General features: G+C 53.6%; 21 protein-coding genes. 6 read left to right on the plus strand and 15 right to left on the minus strand.

Annotated features, from left to right (window positions below):
- Positions 1–43 precede the first annotated feature (43 nt).
- From RHH53_RS01770 to cutA, 6 genes are all read right to left on the minus strand, one after another.
- Positions 44–760: a biotin--[acetyl-CoA-carboxylase] ligase gene (locus RHH53_RS01770; RefSeq protein ID WP_310744008.1), complete on the minus strand. Its 717-nt coding sequence runs from the start codon at positions 758–760 to the stop codon at positions 44–46.
- Positions 761–769: 9 nt separating this feature from the next.
- Positions 770–2,296: an NYN domain-containing protein gene (locus tag RHH53_RS01775; RefSeq protein WP_310744009.1), complete on the minus strand. Its 1,527-nt coding sequence runs from the start codon at positions 2,294–2,296 to the stop codon at positions 770–772.
- A 75-nt stretch (positions 2,297–2,371) separates the two neighbouring features.
- The gene (locus tag RHH53_RS01780; protein WP_310744010.1) at positions 2,372–3,841 is read right to left on the minus strand and encodes a glycosyl hydrolase family 57; all 1,470 of its coding nucleotides are present in this window, start codon (positions 3,839–3,841) and stop codon (positions 2,372–2,374) included.
- 3 nt (positions 3,842–3,844) lie between these two features.
- Positions 3,845–5,026: an ABC transporter permease gene (locus RHH53_RS01785; protein WP_302677132.1), complete on the minus strand. Its 1,182-nt coding sequence runs from the start codon at positions 5,024–5,026 to the stop codon at positions 3,845–3,847.
- A 70-nt stretch (positions 5,027–5,096) separates the two neighbouring features.
- Positions 5,097–6,263, minus strand: coding sequence for a DarT ssDNA thymidine ADP-ribosyltransferase family protein (locus RHH53_RS01790; protein WP_310437931.1), 1,167 nt, complete (start codon positions 6,261–6,263; stop codon positions 5,097–5,099).
- A 2-nt stretch (positions 6,264–6,265) separates the two neighbouring features.
- Positions 6,266–6,643, minus strand: a complete 378-nt coding sequence (gene cutA / locus RHH53_RS01795) for a divalent-cation tolerance protein CutA (RefSeq protein ID WP_315863339.1) — start codon at positions 6,641–6,643, stop codon at positions 6,266–6,268.
- 31 nt (positions 6,644–6,674) lie between these two features.
- Here cutA and RHH53_RS01800 point away from each other — a divergent pair, with 31 nt between their 5' ends.
- Positions 6,675–7,769 (plus strand): beta-ketoacyl-ACP synthase, encoded by a 1,095-nt coding sequence (locus tag RHH53_RS01800; protein ID WP_206200808.1) that lies wholly within the window; start codon positions 6,675–6,677, stop codon positions 7,767–7,769.
- On the opposite strand, the gene dxs is transcribed toward RHH53_RS01800, so the two are convergent.
- The 3 genes from dxs to RHH53_RS01815 form a co-directional block, all read right to left on the minus strand.
- Positions 7,766–9,679 (minus strand): 1-deoxy-D-xylulose-5-phosphate synthase, encoded by a 1,914-nt coding sequence (dxs, locus tag RHH53_RS01805; protein ID WP_206200809.1) that lies wholly within the window; start codon positions 9,677–9,679, stop codon positions 7,766–7,768. The two genes, RHH53_RS01800 and dxs, sit on opposite strands and share 4 nt — an antisense overlap.
- Positions 9,680–9,783: 104 nt before the next feature.
- Positions 9,784–10,362 carry a hypothetical protein gene (locus RHH53_RS01810; protein WP_206200810.1) on the minus strand — a complete coding sequence of 193 codons (579 nt, stop codon included), beginning with the start codon at positions 10,360–10,362 and terminating at the stop codon, positions 9,784–9,786.
- Between the two features lie 77 nt (positions 10,363–10,439).
- Positions 10,440–10,955, minus strand: coding sequence for a cofactor assembly of complex C subunit B (locus RHH53_RS01815; RefSeq protein WP_206200811.1), 516 nt, complete (start codon positions 10,953–10,955; stop codon positions 10,440–10,442).
- A 142-nt stretch (positions 10,956–11,097) separates the two neighbouring features.
- Here RHH53_RS01815 and RHH53_RS01820 point away from each other — a divergent pair, with 142 nt between their 5' ends.
- Complete coding sequence (locus RHH53_RS01820) at positions 11,098–12,516, plus strand: sugar transferase (protein WP_399364947.1); 1,419 nt, start codon at positions 11,098–11,100, stop codon at positions 12,514–12,516.
- Here the strand turns inward: RHH53_RS01820 and RHH53_RS01825 are convergent.
- Positions 12,469–14,997: an EAL domain-containing protein gene (locus tag RHH53_RS01825; protein WP_302678694.1), complete on the minus strand. Its 2,529-nt coding sequence runs from the start codon at positions 14,995–14,997 to the stop codon at positions 12,469–12,471. The two genes, RHH53_RS01820 and RHH53_RS01825, sit on opposite strands and share 48 nt — an antisense overlap.
- 316 nt (positions 14,998–15,313) lie before the next feature.
- Between RHH53_RS01825 and RHH53_RS01830 the strand changes: the two genes are divergently transcribed.
- Positions 15,314–16,807, plus strand: coding sequence for a pitrilysin family protein (locus RHH53_RS01830; protein WP_225901617.1), 1,494 nt, complete (start codon positions 15,314–15,316; stop codon positions 16,805–16,807).
- Positions 16,808–16,925: 118 nt separating this feature from the next.
- The gene (locus tag RHH53_RS01835; RefSeq protein ID WP_302677141.1) at positions 16,926–17,288 is read left to right on the plus strand and encodes a hypothetical protein; all 363 of its coding nucleotides are present in this window, start codon (positions 16,926–16,928) and stop codon (positions 17,286–17,288) included.
- Between the two features lie 154 nt (positions 17,289–17,442).
- Here RHH53_RS01835 and RHH53_RS01840 read toward each other — a convergent pair whose 3' ends face one another.
- The 5 genes from RHH53_RS01840 to RHH53_RS01860 all read right to left on the minus strand — a co-directional run bounded on the left by RHH53_RS01840 (position 17,443) and on the right by RHH53_RS01860 (position 22,900).
- Positions 17,443–18,363 (minus strand): ABC transporter substrate-binding protein, encoded by a 921-nt coding sequence (locus tag RHH53_RS01840; protein WP_206200814.1) that lies wholly within the window; start codon positions 18,361–18,363, stop codon positions 17,443–17,445.
- A 119-nt stretch (positions 18,364–18,482) separates the two neighbouring features.
- Positions 18,483–21,368 carry a translation initiation factor IF-2 gene (infB, locus tag RHH53_RS01845; RefSeq protein ID WP_302677143.1) on the minus strand — a complete coding sequence of 962 codons (2,886 nt, stop codon included), beginning with the start codon at positions 21,366–21,368 and terminating at the stop codon, positions 18,483–18,485.
- 200 nt (positions 21,369–21,568) lie between these two features.
- Complete coding sequence (rimM, locus tag RHH53_RS01850) at positions 21,569–22,120, minus strand: ribosome maturation factor RimM (RefSeq protein ID WP_302678696.1); 552 nt, start codon at positions 22,118–22,120, stop codon at positions 21,569–21,571.
- On the minus strand, positions 22,101–22,715 hold the full coding sequence (locus RHH53_RS01855; protein WP_302677778.1) for a precorrin-8X methylmutase: 615 nt from the start codon (positions 22,713–22,715) through the stop codon (positions 22,101–22,103). Before RHH53_RS01855 ends, rimM begins: the two co-directional genes overlap by 20 nt.
- Positions 22,715–22,900 (minus strand): hypothetical protein, encoded by a 186-nt coding sequence (locus RHH53_RS01860; protein ID WP_302677145.1) that lies wholly within the window; start codon positions 22,898–22,900, stop codon positions 22,715–22,717. The genes RHH53_RS01855 and RHH53_RS01860 overlap by 1 nt, the downstream gene beginning before the upstream one ends.
- Before the next feature lies 1 nt (position 22,901).
- On the opposite strand from RHH53_RS01860, the gene RHH53_RS01865 reads away from it, so the two are divergent.
- Together RHH53_RS01865 and RHH53_RS01870 are read left to right on the plus strand one after the other, a co-directional pair.
- A complete protein-coding gene (locus tag RHH53_RS01865) occupies positions 22,902–23,393 on the plus strand; it encodes a CGLD27 family protein (protein ID WP_310437936.1) in 492 nt (163 codons plus the stop codon).
- Positions 23,394–23,436: 43 nt separating this feature from the next.
- Positions 23,437–24,384: an asparaginase gene (locus tag RHH53_RS01870; RefSeq protein WP_255451666.1), complete on the plus strand. Its 948-nt coding sequence runs from the start codon at positions 23,437–23,439 to the stop codon at positions 24,382–24,384.
- Positions 24,385–24,394: the final 10 nt, after the last annotated feature.

Below are 24,394 nucleotides of genomic sequence, written 5' to 3' on the forward strand. Positions count from 1 at the left end.
GGACAATTTTCGCAGATGGGCTACCCACTTCAGCAATCCAGATCTAGGGAGCACGATCGCTGCTGTAGAGGACATGACCACTGCTAAATTCTCGCAACTCCCCAGTGTTCAGACGTACTTGCAACGTCCCGCGATCGCTAATGCCCACACCGATGCCCTGCCACCTTTGTTCTCCTTGGACAAGAGTGAGCGATCGCCCCCGTAGAAAATCTCGCTCCGCAGCAACCTCCACCCACTGTGCCCGTTGCCAGCACCAAAGGAGTTCAGCACGAATCGCCGCCAAGAGTTCCAAGTTTGTGGGTACCGCTTCGCAGGGATCAAGAAGCCGATGAAGACTTATGGCCTGGGGAAGACCCATTGCTTCAACGTCAACACAGCGGTTCAGTCCCACCCCCACCACCAGCCAAGGGGAACGGCCTTCACAGAGAATTCCCGCCAGTTTCTTGCCCTGAGCCATCACATCATTCGGCCACTTCAATTGCAGATGGCGTTCCACCGTTGGTCGCAGCCCACTCAACGCCCGCATCACGGCTATCCCGGCTTGGACACTGGGCGCAACGATCGCTGGCGACTGCGGCAGGATAAAGGAGGCTGTCAACACCCCCTTTGGGGATTGCCAAGTACGGTTGTACTGACCTCGCCCCCGTGTTTGTGCCTGAGTGTAGATGACTTGACCCCCATAGAGTTGATCGGCATGGTGCAATGCCCAGGTATTCGTGCTCTCACAGGTCTCTAGCCACACCAACCAAGGAAACTCCATGGCGATCGCTTACTTGGGTACAGAAACAGATGGCTCAATGAGTGCCCGCAACAGTTCTGGTTTCGGATGCGCCCCTACCCGTTCAAAAAACACCCGAAGGGTCTGATCTAGCCACTGCGCCAGTGCTGCATAGCTTGCGGCAAGGGTTGTGATTTTCGCAGCAACGAAATAGCGATCGCCACTGTGGGGAGCTGGCACAAGAATATTGGCCGCTTGGCAGTTATTCAAGGCAATTTCAATTTGACTGCGACCAATCTCCGCTGGGGCGGTTTGCTCAATCATGGCGGCCAGTTCTTCTAGGGTGGCAGCGCAATCGCGATGGTCAAGGAGCCACGCTAAAACATAGGCTAAGGCTGGGGGTTGGGCGATCGCCACCCGTTCGTGACTGAGCAAAGCGCGATAGGTTGCCAGACTATGGAGGGGACGCTTTTCAAAATTGGCCATCACCACAGCACTGGGGGGAAGATGCTCCCGTAGGCCAAGACGCAGTTGATTGGCACTGCCCTGCCGATGAAAGACGCAGAAGATCGTGTTTTTACAGACGTAGCGCAAGTATTCCGAGAACTTGACCATCCCCAACTGCAAAATGTCAAAGTTGGGCAGCAGGGCTTGTACCGCCCCTTGGACTTTACTAATGGGTAGCCCTTCCTCCCGCAGGAGCTTGCCACACTCCGAATCACGGCGGTACCAATCGAGAATCTGCCGCGTTTTGGCGATCGCCCCCTCGGCATGGCGAGCCAAACTGACACTCAAGTCCGCACACAAACGACGATTATCAGGATCTAAGGGAATGGCGGAGGGTGGGATGCTGGGCGGCGGCGCTTCAATGGGGGGAGCGGGACTGGCGACAGGTGGGCGGGGTTTTACGGTTGGATCAGGGATGTGGACAAAGGCATCACAAATGGCCTGAAAACTCTTGCCAGCCGCATCTTCGTAGGCGCAGCCAATGACTGTTTTGCCGTACTGCCGTAACTTCTTGGCAAGGGAGCCAAAGCCACCATCGCCGGAGACAATCACAAACGTATCAAAGCGGTCATCTTGAAAAATCAAATCCACCACATCAATCGCCAATTGAATATCAGCAGCATTTTTGCGATTTTCGTAGGAAAAACCAAAGACCTGTACAGGCTCAATGCCCAATTGGTGCATTTCCCGGCGCAGTGACCCAAGGCGAGCATCACTCCAGTTGGCATAGGCACGTTGCAGCAGCACCCGCTCGATGGGGTAGGCTTGGCGAATATGGGCTTGGATGGCAGCGAGGGAAATTTTGGCCACATCTGCGGCTTTGATGTTGTAGCCTTTGATCAGGTTTTCAATGTCGTAGAAAATAGCGGTACGACGCGAGCCATTCCCAGAAGTGCGGGTTTCAAGGTGTTGCAGTCTTTCCTCTAAACGTTGGAGGAGGTCTTCGATCTGGGGGGTTAGGGAATGACGTTGACGATCTTGCACCCAAGTGCCCACCAATGCCCCCGCAGAACTGACCGCCACCACAGGAAGCGGTTCACGGGTAAGGGTGACGGCGAGGGAACCCGCCACAATCGCTCCTAAAGGAGGTATGCACCAGTTCTGCCATGCCATAACTTATTTTACGAATTCTTGGAAAACTCCCTCTCAAACGCTGTTTTCTTGCAACAGTGCCATCCCGCGATCGCAAATCGTTTTTGCATAGTCTGTCCAGCGGCCACTGCCCCAGTAGCGAAAACAACTGGTTTGCGATGTCAGCACATAGAGGAGCGCTTCGCGGTAGGCAGGGCTTTGGGTCACTTGCGGGTCAGCCGCCACCAAAGGATCATAGATGCGGTGAAACTCGGCACTCAGGCGTTCCATCGGTTGCAGAACGGTCTCATAGCCCTTGACCCAACTGAGGTGATTCGTCCAAGAGGCACCCTCCATGGAGAAGTGGGGATTGGTTTGTTCAAGGTGGGCGATCGCTGCCGCAACCCTTTCTGGCGTTATCGGGCTATCCCCTAAGGTCTGCCAGAGTAGATGTTGGTGTACCGCTTGACAGCGAGGAAAGCGATCGCTAGTCACCCCCTGAGCCGCCAAGAGGGCAAGGTACTCACTGCCATTGAGACCCACCACCCCTGCCTGCGGATTCGCTTTTATCTCATGCCACACCGGCATAAAATCGCGGGGATATTCATTCATCATCACACCACCGTTTTCACCATCGGCAATTTGACTCACACAGGGGGGACCGAGGGGAGCCTGCCAGTGAGTGGCCAGATGCTTAGCTTCGTGATAAGGCTGCATTTGCGCCACAAGTTTCGTATCCGAGCCTTGGGTTTTAATCAGCACCGTTATTTCCGCCACCTCTCCTTGGGAGTTGCGCGCCACAAGGACATTCGGTACATACTTGGCAGCGTAGGGTAGCGGCGACCCATCCAACTGTTCAACACTGTGCTCCTGTACCAGCAACCAACTATATCCACAGCGTTTGAGGCAGGTCACCAAGGTAAAGAGCGTATCCGGATGGTTGGGCAAATGCATTTCTGGCAGTGAAAAGCCCTGTACCCTTTGCAGCGCTTCAACGCCAAAGAGGGCTACAAATTGATGCTGCCAAGCCCGAATATGCAACTCAATGTCAGCGATTGGAGTGGAGGGAATCACCGCATGTCCCCAGCAGGTGCCCAGCCATTCCACGTAGGGAGCATAGGCATCCACAGTAATCCGCCGCAGGGCGTCCAGTACCTCCTCCTGTCCCATCTGCTCCAGCCCCCAGAGGAGGTTGCCGGAGTAATCGAGCATAATCCGCGGTTGACAGTCCTCAGCCACCAACTGGGGAATCCAGTCCCCCATGCGCCGATAACACCAGAGAAATTGGGTCGCGTTGTGATTGTCCCCCTCGTGGGGATGCATCAGCATATACTGCAAGTGACTGATGAGGCTGCCGCCCTCCCCCGCTGGAATGGTCGGCTGGTGCATATGGAGGGCACAGGCAAAGGCGGCGCGAATAGAGGGGAGCATTTGGGGGGGCAAGGGGGGGCAACGGGGCACTTCACTCAACGCCTGTTCCCAACCACTGAGGACAGGTTCTCCTTGAGGCGGACAGGTTGACCAAGGGAGGGTAGGGCGGGGCATGATTCAAGCTCGAAAAACTTGGGCGGGATCAAGGCGCATCACTTTTTGAATCGCCAATAGGGAAGCACTGACACACATGGCGACGGTGGCACTAAAAACGGCGAGGGCAAGTTGGGGAGTCATGATAATTTGGATGGCACGGGCTTGCATGGTCCACATCCCCAGTCCCCAGCACAGGCCTAAACCGGGCAGATAACCCAGTACGGCCATCCACAGGGCTTGCTCAATAATAATGCGATACAAGTACCCGTCAGAAGCCCCCATTGCTTTGAGGGTGCCATACTCCTGTAGGCGATCGCTCACCGAAGAATAGAGAATTTGACTGACAATGACCACCCCTACAACCACGCCAACCCCTGCCCCCAGTCCTAAGATAAACCCCACACTGGTACTGGCTAGCCAATAGCGCCGCGTCATTTCAGTCAGGGCAGCACGACTGAGCACTTGATAGTTGGGAAAGGCTGCCCGTAAGCGTTCCTGCACCTTTGCTAAATCCTCCCCCGACTTGGCTTTCACCATGACATAGGTGATGCGGGTACTGGGGGACACCAACGGCAGAAATTCGGGTACCGGCTCACTGGTATCAAACCGAGGGAAGTTTAAGTAAAGGTTCGCAGTTTCCAGCGAAGTAAAGACATAGGGGCTAGAGACAATGGATTTGACACCGCGCGTCCAGCCAATGACCGTCGCTGGGTAGTTATTCACGCGACCTTGCTCCCCTAGAGCCGTAAGGGAAAGGGCATTGAGGTCAATGCGATCCACGATGACACTGTAGGGTTCTTCTAGCTCCGTCAGGGTTGCACCAGCAACTGTCGTCAAGGGCAGCAAGGTGCCTGTCGGTTCAATACCCACCACCTGCACTGGATCGATCGCCTCTGTCTCTGAACGGCGCCACATCGCTGACTGGATCAACAGAGGTTCTGCGGCTGCAACCCCTGCAACTGCCTGGGCATCGAGGACAACTTGATACTCAATAGGCAACGTTAAGCCAAAATAGCGCAACTCACTGGAGGCAATCCAGAAATCCGCTTGACTTTTGTTCACCAAGAGTGTGGCCGATCGCCCAAAGCCCTCAAGGAGTCCAGTTTGAACTGTGACCAGACTGACGGCAAACGTGATGCCTAGTTGAGCCACGAGAAAGCGGCTAAAGTCTTCTAAGAGATTTTTGCGGGCAAGGGAAACCATTTTTCTATCTTAAGTTTGCGATGGGGGCATGTCTAGACCGTGCTAGGCAGTTGGGGAAAAAACGGCCACCTTAGGCGGCTAGTAAAAAATCCCTAGTTAAAAACTCTGCTGGTACCTCTTGTTCTTGGGGCAAGTAAATAGCCACTTGAATCTGTATTTGTGAAAGATAACGACACATCAGTGGTCCTATTTCCCGCCAGTCTAGACCCCCCAAGCCACAGCCAAGGGCGGGAACAGCAAGAGATTGAATGCCTTCTGCTTGATAGCTATCCACTAACCATTGCAAACCTCGCTCAATTCCTGTAATGTCAGACGATTGTTTCCAGTGAGTTTTAGTCGGAAAGAGTAAAAACCATTTATTGGCATTCAAGTTGGGTAAGCTCAAAGGTTCATCCGCTAGATCGCTGTCTAGAGAAGCTTCACGTTTATACAAATATGGTTTCCCCATTGTAAGTTGCTTTTTCTTGCAGACATCTTGATAGACGACGTACATATCCGGAAATTGATATTTTGCCCGTGAGGCTAATCCCTTACCCATTACACCGACGGTATTGACACTGATTGTTAAGGTTTGCATTTGGGAGAAGAACATATCTCCATCCACCCAAGATAGATGACTCGTAATTGCAGCACGTCGTCGGGGTTGGAAAAACATGTGGGGTTCAACTATGACTTCAACAGAACTGAACTGTTGTCGAAGGCGCTCTGCCATCTCCTGACTTGCAACATAGATAGAATGAATCTCAGTGGGGGGAACCACTTTTGGAACCAAGCATTCCGCCATAATTTTTCGCTTTGTACCATCTTCAGTTTTCCACCAGTCATTATTGAGAATGCTCCAATAATCGCGATGGATGATTTGTAGTCCAGTTTTAGCATCGCGGATTTCAGTAACGGAGTGGGCTGCATTCCCTAAAGCAATGAAGGTTCCTTTGATATCTAGGACACGGGGTTTAATTCCTAAAATGACAACATTGTTTTTATTGATTTCACTTAATACTTTATAAAGCATGGGATTTCGGGGTTGAAAATAGAGGTTGGCATATTGCCATAGACTCTGACCATTTGGTGCGAGGCGGTGTTGCCGACGCACAACGATGTCTGCGTTATAGATAGGTGTCGGGGAAAGACCGCGTTCTACGACTTGCTCATGTGCAAGAATTCTGTGTTGGAATATAGAGGAGAGGTTGTTCACATGGGTAATGTAATATAAGCTTTTGATCTTGGGTTCAGGCATTCTTAACCTCTAGAGATTTTTTGAGTTTGTTCTTTGACCCAACTCAAGTAAGCAGGAGAACCGGCAATAATGGGTAGGGCAATGATTTCTGGAACTTCATAACTGTGTAATGCCAGCAGGCGATCGCGCACTTGCTCAAACAGGGCAGTGCGGGTTTTAATGAGCAGTTGCCATTCGGGATCGCGATGTACGGTTCCTTGCCAGCGGTATATTGATTGAATAGGCAGAATTTGCACACAGGCAGCGAGGTGCTCAGCCACGAGTTGATTGGCTAAAGAGAGTGCTTCAGTTTCCGTAGCAGTGGTAACCATCACCACACAGTACTCTGTTGCCGTTTCCAAGCCCGCTGTCCTCACGTCACGCTTGATGATGTCGATCATATCCTGAACAAATCTTGAATAAAATCGTGCAGTGAATGTTGTTATTACCGGTATTGGGCTGTGGACAGCTCTGGGGGAGAGCGCGATCGCCACGTGGCAGCGCTACTGTCAGGGGAAAACGGCACTCATCGCCACGCCTGACGGACTGGTGGGAGCAACGACCTTGCCAGTCGAGAAAATTATTGCAACGACAACGACTCAAGCGCTCAACGATGCAAAATTAACCCCTCCTCTAGACAGTGCTGGGGTAGTGGTCGGGTCAAGCCGTGGCTTTCAAGCACAGTGGGAAACATGGTTACGGCAGCCTTCTCTTTCGCGACAAACATGGTTACAAACCTTACCCGCCACTGTATCCCAGCAAGTGGCACAAATTGCCGGCACCCAAGGGATAGTTCTCAACCCCACAGCGGCCTGCGCGACGGGACTGTGGGCGATCGCCCAAGGGGCACTGTTGATTGAGCAGGGTTATTGTGATCTGGTGTTGGCGGGAGGGGTCGAGTCCGCCGTCTCGCCCTTAACCTTGGCCGGGTTCCGCCAGTTAGGGGTGTTGGCTCAGGCGCGGGCGGCTCCCTTTGATCGCCAGCGGCAGGGATTTGGCTTAGCGGCCGGTGGTGCCATTGTCGTCCTAGAATCCGAGGCACGGGCGCGATCGCGGGCTGTTACACCCTATGCGCGAATTGCTGGGGTAGGTCTCAGTGCCGATGCCGAGCATATGGCTGCCCCCAGTGTCCAGCAAACCGGTGCTCTCCTAGCCATTCAAAAGGCCTTGGCTCAGGCGGGGTTAACACCGCACCAGATCGACTGTATCCATAGTCACGGTACGGGCACACGGCGTAACGATGCCGCTGAAGCCACTTGGATTCAAACCCTTTTTGGTCAAGGGGTTGCGGTCACCAGTCACAAAGGTGCCCTTGGGCATACCCTAGGTGCTGCTGGCGCGATCGCGATCGCCCTCTCCTGTCTGTCATTACGGGCACAGGAGATTCCCCCCTGTGTTGGCTGTGAGACTCCCGACTTTGACCTCGACATTGTCCAACACAGCCGCACTGCCCCTTTAGGCCACATTCTCTGCTGTAGCTACGGCTTTGGTGGTCAGAATGCCGTGATTGTTCTAGCGCATCCCTAGGAGGCAGTGACCACCCTTGGTTGAGCAACCCCAAACTTTTGCATGATCGTTTTAGCCATTTGTGGGGGTGTGAGTCCTAAGTCAGCTTTTGATTCCTCAGGACTAGCGTGCTCAACCAAGATATCCGGTACCCCCAAACGCAACACAGGCAGCAGAATATCCGCCTCTTGGAGTGCCTCGAGTACCGCCGAGCCAAAGCCCCCCATCAGGCAGCCTTCTTCTAAGGTGACCACGCGGCCAATTTGTTTCGCCAAAGGCAGAATCAACTCAGTATCTAGCGGTTTGGCAAAGCGGGCATTGATCACTGCGGCACTCATGCCGTGTTCCTTGAGGATTTCTGCCACTTGCATCGCCGGATAGACCATTGAGCCGTAGGCCACCAAGAGAATATCTTCACCGGGGCGCAGGAGTTCCCCTTTGCCGATTTCGAGGGGTTCCCAGCCTTCCTCCATGAGGGCGACACCATAGCCATTGCCCCGGGGATAGCGTAGGGCGATCGGGCCATCGGTGTAGTTGATGCCCGTTACAATCATGCGTTGCAATTCCGCTTCATCCTTGGGTGCCATCAGCACCATATTGGGTAGGCAGCGCAAATAGGCAATGTCGTACATCCCTTGGTGGGTCGGGCCATCAGCACCGACAATCCCCGCTCGATCCATGCAGAAGAAGACGGGTAGCTTTTGGATGCAGACATCGTGAACAATTTGGTCGTAGGCGCGCTGCAAGAAGGTGGAGTAAATCGCCGCTACGGGGCGCATGCCTTGGGTGGCCATGCCGGCGGCCATTGTTACGGCGTGCTGCTCGGCAATCCCGACATCAATGTATTGGTTGGGCACCCGTTTTTGGAGGATATCTAGCCCTGTACCCGTGGCCATCGCCGCTGTAATGCCAACAATGCGCGGATCGTTTTCTGCGAGTTTAGTCAGGGTTTCGCCAAAGACTTTGGAGTAGCTGGGGGGCTTGGGTTTGCTGGAGGGTTTGGCCTTACCAGTGACGAGATCAAAGGGGTTTTGCGCATGGTAGCCCACTTGGTCTTTCTCGGCGATCGCGTAGCCTTTGCCCTTAACCGTTGCCACATGAACCAAGACAGGACCGGGAATCGTATGGGCATGTTGGAATGTGGTAATGAGTTCTTCCAAATTGTGGCCATCCACCGGACCAACGTAAGTAAAGCCCAGTTCCTCAAAGACGGCGCCCACCTTAGGAACCGCAAGGCGTTTCATGCCCTCCTTGATGCGCTGCATCTCCGGGGTTAGGTTTTCACCAAAGAAGGGGATATGTTTGAACTGCTCTTCGAGGTTATCAGTAATAAATTGCACCTGCGGTGAGAGGCGGATTTTATTCAGATAGCGGGGAATCGCGCCCACATTGGGGGAAATGGACATCTCATTGTCGTTCAGCACCACCATCAGGTTGGTGTGGGGCAAGTGGCCGGCGTGGTTAATCGCTTCTAGCGCCATCCCCCCAGTTAGGGCACCATCACCAATAATGGCCACGACTTTGAACTTCTCTCCCTTGAGATCGCGGGCGATCGCCATCCCCAAAGCTGCCGAAATACTCGTGGAGGCATGACCAGCGCCAAAGTGATCAAAGGGACTTTCGCGGAGGTTGAGATAGCCAGCAATTCCTCCCTTTTGCCGTAGGGTATGGAAGTTGTTGTAGCGACCCGTCAACATTTTGTGGGGGTAGGCTTGGTGCCCCACATCCCAAATCACGCGATCTTTATCTAAGTCAAGGGTTTGGTAGAGTGCGAGGGTGAGTTCGACAACCCCCAAGCCTGGCCCAAGGTGTCCTCCCGTGGCCGCCACCGTTTCCAAATGTTTGTCGCGGATTTGGGCGGCAATTTGACTCAATTGGGCAATGGACAACCCATGCAACTGGTTGGGATGGGTGAGTTCACTTAAGTGCATAGAAACCCGACCTCGCAAGATACCTAGGAGCGATAGCCTACCGCTGACCACAGAAAAACTATCTGTTGACTGATTCTAGCAAAGTCCCCGACCGAAGTTGGGCATTATTTCGCCCCTAGACGCGGTGAAAAGCCGCAATAATCCCGAAACAGTTGATCATAAATTTCTAACGCTGTTTCATAGAGTTCGCTCAATTCACGAATTTCTTCCGTGGATTCATTGGTGTAATTTTCCACCAACCAAATCACCCATTGGTAAAATCGCTCCCGACCCCACTGTTGCCAATAGTTGGCGAGAATTCCCCGCGCAAGGTCAGTTCCCAACCGTTTGGGGTAACCGTGGCTTGTGGCCAAGTCCTGGAGATCCCCTAGGAAGCGTTCGGTCATCGCACTGAGGTGACTCAGGGACATCTGAGCACATTGACAAGCCCGCTCAAAGGCGGCGTTGGTCTCTAGGGAACTGGGCTTGACCGTTTCAGCCATCAAGCGACCATGACTATCTACCTGACGCTCGACAGCGCAGTGGGGAACTTTAGTGAGGGGGTAGCCTTCACAGGCGAGATACACCCGAAAGTTTTTCTCTAAACAATCCACTTCCTTGGGACTGAGGTGGATGTCGAGTTCAAGCAGGAGTTGACCAAAGGTACGCTCATCAGTGGTGGTGGTGGTTTGCGAGTAGGTCATCGCGAAGTCCCTCACAGGTCGTCAAAAGATTATCCTGTGATCTTTTTTTCGTTATGCACCTCAGCCAAGAAGGCAGCCTACAAAGCTCCCAACACCGTGTCCTCGAAAGTCATTAGTTCATCGCGGTGTCCCTCTAGGGTGACTTGGGTACCGATCGCATGGGGTTGCAAAGAGAGTTTGACGGTTTCGAGCCGCTGGGCACCTCGCCAATAGAACCAAGGGGCAATGGGGGTTAGACCAATGAGACCAAAGGCCAAAATACCGCGATCGGGAAAGAGGACGGTCAACACAAGGGCGATCGCTGTGGCACCGGAGACGGCAAGGCCAAAAAGCAATGCGGCCAAAAAGGGACTAGCGGCAACATTTCCCTGAAACGTCACTTCACTGCCATCAGCACTGACACTGTGCAGGCGGTAGCCCCGCTGCTGGAAATACTGCTTGAGGCGGGGAGCCAGTTCGGCAATGGGCTGGGCAATGAGCCATTCTTTGGTTTCAATGCGTTCTTTGGTGGAGGCACGAATAAAAAACACAAAGCCGACGGCCAAGAGACTCGTGAGTAAGAGAGTGGAAGGATAAGTTAAATCGCTGGACATGTTGAGGGGGTCTGAACGGATGGGCTTGCTACCCTCATTGTCGAGGATTTGTTGTGGTCTGCAAAGAGATATTGCACCGCGATCGCCCCTTGGGGTTCTGCGGAATACTAAACCCTAGCCATTGTTGTTGTGTTGCGCCATGATGCGGTCTCACACGTCTCCCCGCGATATTCGGGCACCCCGCTGCCGTCGGATGTGGTTGCGCTCAGAAACGGTCTTTGCCCTACTGCTATTGACCAGTGACCTCGTGGGGTTGGTGTTGGCTTGGAAGTTGGGCTTACAACTCAATCGCTTCTATGCGCCGTTGCCCCCTGATTTAGCAGCGTGGTACTGGCTGGGATTGCCCAGTGTCTTTTGGCTCTTTGCCACTGGTCTATTGTTTTTGATTGCTGTGAGTGGGCTGTATCACCCGCGCGGCCATTGGAAAAATTATCTGCGCCTTGCCAAGGTGCTGAGCTTGGGCTATTTGTTGGCGCTGGCGATCGCCTACTTCTATGACCCCACCGTAGATTTACCCCGCTCGCTGTTTTTTAGTGCTTGGGGTCTCAGTGTGGTTTTCGCGGTGATCTTGCGCTTAGCCGTGAGTCTGGCGTTCAAAATTTGCACCCTACGGCAACCGATTCGCGCTTTTCTGGTGGCGCCCCCGGAGCGACAGGAGCATCTCAGCCGCCTACTAGAGCAACGCTCGAACTATAAGATTGTCGGCAGGGCGATCGCCACCATGGCCAATGAACCGGAAACCCTGACCGAGATTCTCAACTGTCAAGCCCAAGAGGTGATTGTAGAAGGCCTCCCCCCAGCCCATCTCGCTTCAGCCCTCTATTGGCAACTACGCCAACATGGCATTGCCCTACGGTTGATTCCCTCCAGCTTGGAAATGCTTTACCGCCGCGGCACCCCGGAAATTGTGGCGGCTTTGCCCACCCTGCGGGTAGATATGACGTATCTCAATGGTTGGGAATATCGGCTGAAGCGCTATTTGGACGTGATTTTGGCACTCTTTGGCATCGTGGTGCTGGCACCCCTCTTTATTGTGGTGGCGATCGCCATCAAACTCACCTCCCCAGGGCCTGTCTTTTTCCGCCAAGAGCGGGTAGGACTCCACGGCCAAGTCTTTCAGATGTGGAAATTTCGCACCATGCGTGCCGATGCCCCGCAACTCCAAGCGCAGTTGGAAGCGCAAAATGAATCCGCCGATGGCATTCTCTTCAAGCTAAAAAACGACCCTCGCCGCACGCGCCTCGGCAGTTTCCTGCGCAAGACCAGCATTGATGAACTGCCGCAACTGTTTAATGTCCTTTGGGGAGATATGAGCTTAGTGGGGCCGCGTCCGCTACCCCTGCGGGATGTTGCCCGTTTTCATTCTTGGCACCATATTCGCCATCAGGTGATGCCGGGGATTACCGGGCTGTGGCAAATTTCTGGCCGCTCTCAAATTGGCAATTTTGATGAAGCCGCCCGCCTTGACCTTTACTACATCGATAACTGGTCTTTGAATCTGGATTTGGAAATTCTAGTGGAGACCGTGCACATTGTGCTCTTTGGTAGTGGGGCGTATTAGGTGCGGCAACAATTGGCTGGCAAATAACTGTTCCACCTGTTGAGCTGAGAGGGGGCGGGCAAAGAAATAACCTTGGCCATAGTTACAGCCGAGGGCTTGGAGCACACGATATTGTTGACGGGTTTCGATGCCCTCCGCCACCACCTTTAGTCGCAAAGAATGCGCCAGCATGAGAATCGTGTGCACAATTGTCGCCGAAGATTCCTCACTATTGAGGGCGGAAATAAACGTGCGATCAATTTTTAGTGTATCAATGGGAAAACGGTGCAAATAACTCAGGGAAGAATAGCCCGTGCCAAAATCATCCATATACAGGCCAATGCCCATGGCGCGAATTTCCTCAAGGGTGGCGATCGCCACCTCCTTGTTGTCAATCAAGATGCCCTCGGTCACCTCAAGGCGCAGTCGCTCAGCGGGAAATTCTGTTTCTGACAAAATTGATCTTAAGTTGAGCAGCAGATCCGCTTGCTGGAAATGACGACCGCTGAGGTTGACACTAATGCTTAAACTGCGACTGCGGGGAAACACCTTTGACCAGCGTTGCATTTGCCGACAGGCTTCTGCCATCACCCACCAACTAATGGGTAGGATCAGACCCGTTTCTTCGGCGACAGTCATGAATTCACCGGGGGAGACGATTCCCCGTTCGGGATGTTGCCAGCGCAGCAGCGTTTCAAAGCCGACAATATTGAGCGTTGATAGATCAACAATCGGTTGATAGTACACCAAAAATTCATCGCGCTCTGCCGCCCGTCGCAGATCAGTTTCCATTTGCATCAGGGCAATGCTCTGGGCACGCATCGTCATGCTAAAGACTTCATAGCGAGCTTTGCCCAAGGATTTCGCGCGGTACATGGCGGTATCCGCATCCCGCAACAAGTCCTCAGCCGTTTTGCTTTCCTCGCTGGGGAAGGCAATGCCAATACTGGCACTGGTAAAGACTTCATGCCCCTCAAGGAGAAAAGGACGGCTCAGAGCCACTAGCACTCGTTCTGCCACTTCGATCGCTTGGGCGGGAGTCGTTAACTCCTCCAAGAGAATGGCAAATTCATCACCCCCAAGGCGGGCGATCGTGTCCTCAGCGCGGGTACAGGCCGTCAGTCGCTGGCCAATGCCAATCAGGAGTTGATCCCCAGCTAAGTGCCCCAAGCTATCGTTGATCACCTTAAAGCGATCCACATCTAAAAACAGCACCGCAAAGAGGGAGTTGGGGCGCCGCACGCGACGGGTAATGGCTTGCGTCAGCCGATCCATAAAGAGCACCCGGTTGGGTAGCCCCGTCATGGCATCGTGGAGGGCATCGTGGAGAATTTGCTCCTGAATCAAGTGGTACTCTGTGACATCGGTCATCGAACCGGCCATGCGATAGGGCTGTCCCTCTTCATTGCGCAGGGCTTTGCCCCGCGATCGCATCCAACGGTAACTGCCATCGGCGTGTTTAATCCGAAACTCACACTCAAAATGGGGACGGGTACCGAGAAGATGCTCCTTCATGCTCTGGCGTAGCCGCTCTAGGTCATCGGGGTGGACACGCCGCCACCATTCCTCGATGGTGGGTTGTAGGGTACCGGGGGTTTCGCCAACCAGCAGTTCCCAGCGGGGAGAATAATACATCGAGCGATCGCTAATCTGCCAATCCCAAAGGCCATCATTGGCGCCCTCAGCCGCCAGAGCATAGCGTTCTTCACTAATGCGCAGGGCGAGTTCAGAACGTTTGCGTTCAGTAATATCGGTAATGTAGCAGCGAATTAATTGGCTCTCCCGCAGCAGATGGATTGTCACTTCGTAGGTGCGATCGCCAACGTTGATTTCTTCAACAGAAAATCGCTTTTCCTGCAACGACCAGCTTTTGAGGCGCGATAGCAGCGGATGCTGCACATCTGGTTCCCCAAGATCGGGAAATTCCTGAATGGCCGCTGGGTTGAGATAGGTAATTTGGCCATTGGGAGCCAGTTCAATGATCGGATAGGGACTTAACTCTGGAAAGGAGGACAACCGCAGCAGTTGGATTTCGGTCACCTCAGACATTTCACTGCTGACGAAGGCACCCCCCCAAGAGGCCACGTCTTGATCTGAGATACTTGATGCTTCGAGGGCGCGGGTGTAGCGATTGAACCCGGAGTCAGAAATATTGGCGATCGCGTGGTAGCGGGCGCGCACATCACCGCCAAAGACGATCAAATCCTTATGCTGAAGAATGTGGGATTGACAGGGCTTGCCATTGACCGTCAGACCATTGACACTGCGCTTCCCTTGTAAATCGCCATCAATGAGGCGAAAGAAAAAATTACCACTGCTGGGATCCAAAACCCGTAGCAAAACAGCGTGCTGACGGGAAACCATTGGCGACTTAAGAACAATCGTATTGCTAGGATGTCGCCCAATTGTATAGGTACTGGCTTCCAAGGGAATGGTACGCCGACCCTCCTGATCCTCAATAACGAGGAGATGGCGCCACTTCTTCGGCGGATCAGACTTCACATCAATGGCCTCGGCAAATTGTCATGAGGAAACGGTTTTCACTAGAAACTCCTCAATCAAACCGGTATTGATGAAGAGACTCACTTGCTATTCTAGGACGTGAGATTTTATCCTGTTTACAGAAAATTTACTGGGTTGCAGTGCAGTCTTTATCCTGACAATACTTAGAATAAGTTAAGCATTTCTTAACAGTGTAATGTGATTTTCATGGGTGGCAGTCTTTTTCACATCGATGGAACACACTTAAAACTGTGAAAGCTGCTCTGGGAGAGGATGATATCCCCCTCACATATCCCATAATTTGGAAAACCGTTATATGTTGGCTTCATCCTATCGGATTATTTTTATTCTTTTTCTCTCGATGGCTGTCTGGCTCCAAAGACGCCGTCCAGTGGGGCGATCGCTTTGCCTTGGACTCGTAGCGGCTCTCCTGCTATGGTTGATCCCACCCTCTTTGGCAGCAGCCATGACCCCCAAGCACTACACTGAGCTGACATTTCCCCCCTTACCGGAAATTCAAGTGCCGGCCTATGAACGCCGTCAGTTGGCCAATGGGATGGTGGTCTATCTCCTAGAGGATCACGAGTGGCCCTTGGTGCGAGGCACCTTAATCTTTCGGGCAGGTAGTCGTTGGGATCCGCCGGCTCAGGTGGGTTTGGCAGAAGTCAGTGGCGACCTGATTCGCACGGGTGGCACCCAAGTTCATCGTGCCGCTGAAATTGACCAATGGCTTGAGGATCGAGCAGCAGCCATTGAATCGGGTGTCGGCAAAAGTTTAGGGCGGATTAATTTCAACAGCCTCAAGGAACACAGTGAAGCGGTTCTAAGCCAACTAGCGGAGATGCTCCAAGCGCCAGCAGTAGAACCAGAGCGATTTGAACTGGCGATTCGGCGCCGACAGGGGATCATTCAACGCCGCGATGATCAACCCAATGCCCAAGCAGAACGGGAATTTTACAAGCTGATCTACGGTGCGGAGAGTCCCTATGCCCGCACCCAAGAGTTAGAAACCCTTGCCAAGATCACACCGGCGGATGTGCAGCAGTTTTACCGCAGGTACCTCGCTCCCTCCCGCTGTATTTTGGGCTTGGTGGGCGACTTTGATGCCTCACAAATGGGCGATCGCCTTGAAGCAATTTTTGGCTCATGGCAAGATCCACCGAACTTACCTCCTTTGCCCCCCTTACCTAGGGTAACAGTTGATACGTCGCCAACAACGGTGGTGATTAATCGCCCCCATCTCTCCCAAAGCTACATCTACACGGGGCAATTGGGGGGGACGCTCAAAGATCCGGACGTGTTTAACCTCTATGTTCTCAATGGGGTTCTCAATGGCTTTGGCGGGCGTCTTTTCAATGAAGTGCGATCGCGCCAAGGCTTGGCCTATAGTGTTTATGCCGCTTGGAGTCCCGAATTTGACTATCCAGGGGTCTTCTATGGGGTGGGACAAACCCAAACCCAGACTACAGCCAAGTTTCTCAGCGCCCTACGGCAGGAAATCCAGCGACTGCAACAGGAACCCGTTAGTGCCGCAGAACTGAACTACGCCAAAGACAGTATTCTCAACTCCTTTGTCTTTAATTTTCGCGATCGCCTGCAAATTCTCAATCGTCTCCTGCGCTACGAATACTACGATTTGCCCAAGGATTTTATCTTCCGCTATCAGCGAGCCGTTAAAGCCGCAACGGCAGCAGATCTGCAACGGGTGGCACAAACCCGCCTAAAACCAGAACAGTGGCGTACCCTGATTGTGGGCGATCGCATCCCCTGCCCTACGACAAATTGCCAGCAACGACAATCTCAATCCTAAGAGCAAGATGAGCTTTCGCATTCAGAATATTGCGCGGCTGCGCCAAATCAAGCAATCATCGTTAGACTAGCGATACAGACCTTTTCCAAAATCAAGTAACAAGTTGTGAGGAAACCCTATGTCAGCTTTGCGTCTCGCTCTTTTAGTCAGCCCTACCTTTTTGGCATCCGTCCTGAGCTTGGTCCCATTGATTGCACCTGCCCATGCCCAACTCAGTACCCCCATTCCCGTGCCACCTCCAGAAAGCAGTGAGTGTGTCACTAATCCCCACCAGAAGTTTCAACTGGTCTGTACTCGCCTAGGCGCTCAGGAAACGAAACTGCAAGCTAGCCGTGATAATGGTTCGCTGCCCCCTCCTGTACTAGAGTTTACTGAGGAAGAAAGTAATACCGCGATCGCGCTATTTGGCTGTGATTGTCCCCTGTGTCTAAATGCCCTACGGCAAATGCGTGGCCAGCCTCCCCTCAATCAACTGGGTTAATACTGGATACAAGGGAGTAGGATCCAAGTATGAGCCGCTGGATTAACCTGCTTGCCCTACTCCCTAATACCATCCTCACAATTTTATTTAGTCATCCCTCGCCCCACAATCGAGAAGTGAGGTTGAGAACCGTAGGGTCAGCGTCGGGAGGATGTCACACAATCCCAATTTGGGTCTGTTGATCATTCCATATTTTCCATTTTTCGTAGATGCGGCGTAATGTGCCGTCCTTCTTGAGGATGTCGATGGCTTGATCAACTTCTGTTTTGAGGGTTTCTCCTTTGGGGTTGTTCTTATTAAAGGCAATCACATAGTTATCCAAAAAGATCGGGACACCAATTGGGCGCAGGCTATTGTTCACTGTGCCCCCCGGACCGGCACCAAGAACGTAGTAGGCCACTATCGGGAAGTCGACGAGCAGAGCATCAACATGCCCGATGGCTAGAGCATTCATAAACCCCGTTGCATCATCATAGAGACGGGTTTTGATGCGGGGGTCTTTCTCTAGAATTTCCTGCGCCTTGTAGCTCATACCAGTGCCAACGGTCATGCCAGCCAGATTGGCTAGGGTAACTTCACTGGTGGCAGTGTATTTTTCGAAGCGGGGGTCATCTGCTCGCACTACAATCTGTTGGCCGTAGCGGTAGTAGGGCTGGGAAAACCATTGGATGCGCTTGCGATCAGTGGTGATTTCCCAACCGTTAAGAATCATGTCAAAGCGATTGGCGGCAAGGGCAGCGAACAGTTGATCATAGGACACCTCAAAAAAAAATGCCCTGACTCCCATCAGGCGTGCGATTGCTTCAGCAATTTCCACCTCAAAGCCAATCAACCTGCGGCGATCCGCTGGATCGTAAAAAACGTAGGGGGCACCCTCAATCGGATCCGCCCCCCAAGTCAATGTACCGGGACTGAGCAGGCCATTGCTTGAGATGATCCCTGTCGCCGTAGATCCAGACAAGGAATCCGCCTTCCCGCCACAGGCCGTCAGCAGGCTCTTGCTGGCTGTGGCAATTATAGATATCGCGATTCCTTGAGAGACATGGCGCAAAAAGGTACGACGCTGCCATCCCATACCGACTTTCATCTTTGCAGTTGATCGGGCTTGAGGCTACCCATTGCTCAACCCCAACTCAGTTTAGCACATCGGCAGGCAGCACCCCCCGCCAGAGAATCCATGGAGGCTAAGGGGTGCTACTTTTTATCGCTACTGCCGCCAAGACTACGACGTTTTGTTACTGTTTGGAAGGCGTAAATAATATCTCCTTCCTGCCATTGTTGAAAATCATCCAAGCGCACACCACATTCGTAGCCCGCCGCAACTTCGCGGACATCGTCCTTCATGCGTTTTAGCGAACTCAAGATGCCTGTGTGAATGACGCTTTGCTGGCGCAGCACCCGTACTTTGCAGTTGCGCACGAGCTTGCCATTGAGGACATAACAACCGGCCACAGCTCCTTTACTGAGGGGGAAGATAGCCCGCACTTCGGCTTGACCCAGTTCTTCCTCGACCAGTTCGGGTTCCAGCATCCCCTCCATTGCCCCTTGAATATCATCGAGGAGCTTATAGATGATGTTGTATTCGCGGACATCAACGTTGTGCTGCTCAGCCGCTTGGCGTGCCCCTGAGGCAAGGGTGGTATTAAAGCCAATGATGACGGCACTACTGGCGGCGGCAAGGTCAACATCGGTTTCAGTAATTTCGCCGGGGGCAGCTAACAAGACTCGCAACTGTACTTGATCTTGGGGCAGTTGGTTGAGAGCCGCCAAAATCGCCTCGACGGAACCTTGAACGTCGGCTTTGAGAATGAGATTGAGTTCCTTGAGTTCCCCTTCGCGGGCTTGACTGGACAACGAGGTAAGGGAGACCCGCCGGGCGGCTGCGGCCTGGGCAAGGCGGGATTGGCGTTGAGCGGCGGCTCGCTCCTCCGCAAGGGCACGGGCGGCTTTTTCATCGCTGAGGACTTCAAATTCATCCCCGGCAGCAGGGACATCCGCCAGACCCAAGACTTCGACAGCAAAGGAGGGGGTTGCTGCCTCGACACGCTGCCCGCGATCGTCAATCATGGCGCGAACCCGACCAAAACAGGCACCTGCCACCAGAATATCGCCGACCCGCAGGGTACCGTTTTGTACCAGCAATGTGGCCACAGGTCCCCGTGCCCGATCCAAGTGGGCTTCAATGACAGTGCCTTTGGCGGGGCGATCGGGATTGGCGTAGAGATCCTCCACCTCAGCCACCAGCAGGATCATTTCTAGGAGCGTATCGAGATTTTGCTGTTGCAGGGCACTGACAGGCACCATAATCGTGTCGCCGCCCCACTCTTCGGGCACCAAGCCGTATTCAGTGAGTTCCTGCTTGACCCGCTCCGGTTGGGCAGACTCTTTGTCAATTTTGTTAATGGCGACAATGATCGGCACTTTAGCTGCTTTGGCGTGGCTAATGGCTTCAATGGTTTGAGGTTGCACCCCATCATCGGCAGCAACCACGAGAACAGCAATATCGGTGACCCGTGCCCCCCGTGCCCGCATGGCGGTAAAGGCTTCGTGACCGGGGGTATCGAGAAAGACTACCTGATGTTTTTCGCCGTTGTGTTCGACATCCACGTGGTAGGCGCCAATGTGTTGGGTGATGCCGCCTGCTTCCCCTTGAGCCACTTTGGCATTGCGAATGGCATCGAGAAGGCTGGTTTTGCCATGATCCACGTGACCCATAATCGTGACTACGGGTGGACGCCGTTGCAGGTGATCGAGGTCGCTCGACTCCAGCATTTCGGTAACTTTTGTGGCCTCGGCTTTCTGCTGTGCCGTTTCCACCGTAATCCCCAATTCCTTGGCCACGAGTTCAATTGTTTCCACCTCAAGGGTTTGGTTGATGGTGGCGGCAATTCCCTTAAAGAAGAGAATTTTAATGATTTCCGCTTCGGGGCGACGCACTAAACTGGCCAACTCCTGCACTGACATCGGGCCTTCAATCGTAATGTGATCGGGCGGTGGTGCTTCGGCTGGCTCTTCGTGACGGCGATCGCGATGGCGGGGTTGTTTTTTCTCGCTGCTTTTTTCGGTTTTCGCCGCTGGTGTAACGGGACGGGCGGGACGAGGCGCCTTGGGCTTGGGTGGCCGTTGCAGCGATTGGCTGACATCAACGGTTACTTGGTGTACCCCGACTAAACGGCTGGTGAGTTCTAGTTCTTCCTCTTCGTCAATGACTTCTTCACGCAACTTGACGACGCGGGAGGATTTCCGTTTGTTCTCCTCATCATCAAAGTCTTTGTGACGGTGGCGGTCTTTGATGACTTTGCTAACGGACTTGTCATCGAGTACCTCAACGGTTTCGGTGACGGGCTTGGGTGGATTGGGTGCCCGCAGGACTGGCGCAACGGGTTTGGGTGGCGGTTGTAGCTCTGGTAAAGCTGGCTTGGGCGCCATTTCCGGGGGGTTGACGGGTGCCGGGGGAACTGCCCGCTGGACAATTTCAATGCGATCTTGACTGCTGGGTTTCGCAGGAGCGATCGCCACCTTTTCTTTTTTGGGGGGTTCCTTTAGCTCTTTGCGGGGCGGGGGAGCCGCAGCGACTTTTTCCACTTTCTTGGTGGGGCGGGCGGGCGGGGGGACTAAAGTAGGCGCTGGACGCGGTGGTGTCGGTTCGGGTTTTGCGGGAGGTGTAGGGGGTTTGGGCGCCACAGGTTCCACTGCCTTGGTGGCAACTGGTGCAGGGGGTGTGGGTCGCGCAGGGGGCTGCGGTGCTTGGGGACGAGCGGGAGGTTGTTGTAATTGAGGCTTGGGCGCTTCCGGCGTCCCAGAGCGGGGTTGAGTGTGGACAGCAACAATTTGCTGCGTTTTTGGAGGGGCTGGGGCTTTCTTCACAGGAGGAGGTGTTTTTGAAACTTTACGGGGTGAGGCACTATGGGGTTGATAGGTTTTGGCCGCTTCGCGAATGCGATCGGCATCGGCATCGGAAATTGTGCTGCTGTGACTTTTATAGGCAATTCCCAACTGTTCACAGATGGCCAATAAATCTCGATTATCCAGGTTGAGTTCTTTTGATAGGTCATAAATGCGAACTTTACCAATGCTCATGCTGTCTCTCAAAGGCTCTGAAATCTCTACGAAGGGGCAAACGGTAGGGCGATCGCGATCGCTCAGGTAAAGGCTACCGTCAAGGTGGAATTAATGGGTTTTAAGGGATGGGTTGGGGCAACTCACTCAACAACAATCTCAAGAGTCGGGGCTAAAAAAATAGAAGTATCCCTATTATTAACGATTTTGGTAGGGATTGATCAGGGCAACAGCCCTAAGGGGGGATCAATTTCAATTCTGCGGGCTGCTAGATCAACCACCGGCACGATGGCTGGCACAAAGGGAATATACACTGATCGGCGGGCTTCTTGCGCTGGGTCGAGTAACTGCACTTCTAGTAAGTCATTGCCGGCATTGACCAAGCCCACCACTTCGCCAACTCGCTCACCGTGGTGATACACGGCGAGTCCAATCAAGTCCATGAGGTGGTATTCATTTGCGGCAAGGGGTGGGCGATCGCTGGCGGGGACTAAAATTTCTGCCCCCTTGAGTGCCTCCGCTGCGGTGCGATCGCTGACTTCGGCAAAGGTAACCACAAACTGTTCGGCACGGGGTAAAAATCGCCCGCGCACGAGGGTCACCGCATGGGGTTGGGGCTGCCGGGGCGATCGCAACCAACGAGAACCCGCCACGGTAAAGCGTTCGGGAAAATCGCTAAAGGGCTTGACCTTGACCTCCCCCCGCAGGCCGTGGGCACCGACAATTTGGCCGATACAGAGCCATTCACTTGTCTCAGGGAAGGGGGTCACCATAGGCCGTCCAAGCCAACTTGAGTAAACCGTTCATAATTGCTGTGGCAACGCTCACGCCCCCCTTGCAACCCTTAATGGAGATGTGGGGCACCCAAGACTTTTGCAGGCGATCCAAAATGGGGGGGAGAAAATTGGGGGCAGCGTCAATAATTAAGGCAGGGCGAATTTCCTGAGCCTCCACTAAAGTCAGGAGGGGTTCTAGGGCTGAATGATCACTACTGAGGACAAAAATAGCCGTGGGATGGCGTCGTGCCAAGGTTTCTATGCCAAAAGCAATGCGGGACTTTTCCTGCTGCGGACGGGTGAAGGTTTCTGCCCCACAGTAAATGGGATTGCCAAAGGTGTTTTGGGTGTAGGAGAGCACCCCCACCTGCACCATCGTCACATCCACCACAATCGGGGTATGAGCGGCAAGGGCAGCCACACCGGATTGCAGGGCCTGCTCTGAGTAAATAATCAAATTCAGATACTCTAAATCCCCCGTCGCATAAATCACACGGCGCGTAATATCGTATTGTGCTGGACTCAGGTTGTGCCCGGCCAGCAACTGGTCAATAACCCGTAGTTGTGCAACGTCAGACTGGTGCCATTCCATCAAAGGTGCCGCAAGGGAGCTAGGGAATAATCAATATACCAACAAAATTTCTGCCCCACTAGGCGAGGTGGAGCCGTGACATCCTCTAGTGTACGAGGCGATCGCCCGATTTCATGCATGGTGTGGCGATCCACGATTTCAGCGAGACTGGTATGCTGGAAACAGCGTCCTTGAACTTGTGCCACTGTGTCTCAGATTTTCTGTCCTGTCCCGGCAGATCAACGACCGATCAACGAATATCGTGACCTCAAAGCCTCTTGGTTTTTTGAATGGTCGAGTTGGCCGCGGCCGCGTTTTCAAAGGCGTTTGCTACTGCTGTGGGGGATGGCTTGGCTCATTAGTGGTCCGGTGGCGATCGCCAGCTTTTCAGTGCAAGAGGCACCCCTACATGTTTTCTTCGCTGGGGTGCTAGGAGCAAACTTCCTGCTGTTGCTGATTCTTTTGCGCCTTGTACTCGGTTGGGCTTATGTGGGCGATCGGCTGCACCGTCCCACGGTCATTTATGAGGAAACGGGCTGGTACGACGGTCAAGAGTGGCAAAAACCCGAAACTGAATTGGCTCAAGATCGCCTGATCTATACCTACGAGTTGCGCCCGATTTTACAACGGTTACAGGTAACCCTTTTGGCGCTCGTGATCTTTTCTTTGGGACTGACCCTTGCTTGGGCACTCCTGTAGCTGCTGCTGATATTGTTGCTCATTGACCTGCATGACCGAACCTATGTCCAAACGCACCCAAGCCCCTCTGCTCGATGTTTGCTTACTGCGGGAAGGGATTGTTGAGTCGCGCCACCATGCCCATGCCGTGGTCTGTGATGCCCGTGGCCGAATTCTTGCCCTTGCAGGAAATGCGGAAACCGCTGCTTTTATCCGCTCTGCCCTCAAGCCCTTTCAAGCCTTGGCAGTGACAACAACGGGAACGATGGAGCGGTTTGACCTGAGCGATCGCGACCTCGCGATTATCTGTAGTTCCCACCAAGGGCGTATTGAGCAAGTCCGCCAAGTCTTTAACATCCTCTGGCGTGCCGATGTGGATCCCACTGCCTTGCAATGTCCCGTTCCCCCCGGCCGCCAAGGGGCACTGCAGCACAACTGTTCGGGTAAACATGCGGGGATGTTGGCGGTTTGTCAACAGCGCAATTGGCCATTGGCAAGTTATCTGCACAAAAATCACCCCGTTCAGGCTCTGATCCTCTCCAAGGTGGCAGAACTACTGAAGATGCCCGCCGCAGAATTTATCTGTGCCCACGACGACTGTGGGGCGCCCACGTATTTGATGCAACTGGTGCAGATGGCCACCCTTTACGGCCAACTGGCCTCGGGCAATGACTGGGCAATGGAGCGCGTCGTTCGTGCCATGACCCACCACCCTGATTTTGTTGCCGGTCCCGGTGCCTTTGATAGCGAGCTGATGCGCCTCACGGAGGGGGAAATCCTCAGTAAGTCCGGAGCTGAGGGGATTCAGTGTGTGGGTCGTGTGGGCGAAGGGATGGGATTGGCGATTAAGGTGAGTGATGGTGCGAAGCGTGCTAAGTATGCCGTTGCCATTCAATTGTTGAAGCAACTGGGCTGGATTACTCCCAGTGTGGCGGAAGCCTTGGGGGAGCAGTTTCTGATTCCCAACCAATTTACCCGTCTCGAGGTGAATGGTGAACTGACCTTTGCCTAGGGGGCTAAAT

Source organism: Thermosynechococcus sp. PKX82 (assembly GCF_031583255.1).
In the GTDB taxonomy this organism is placed as follows: Bacteria; Cyanobacteriota; Cyanobacteriia; order Thermosynechococcales; family Thermosynechococcaceae; genus Thermosynechococcus.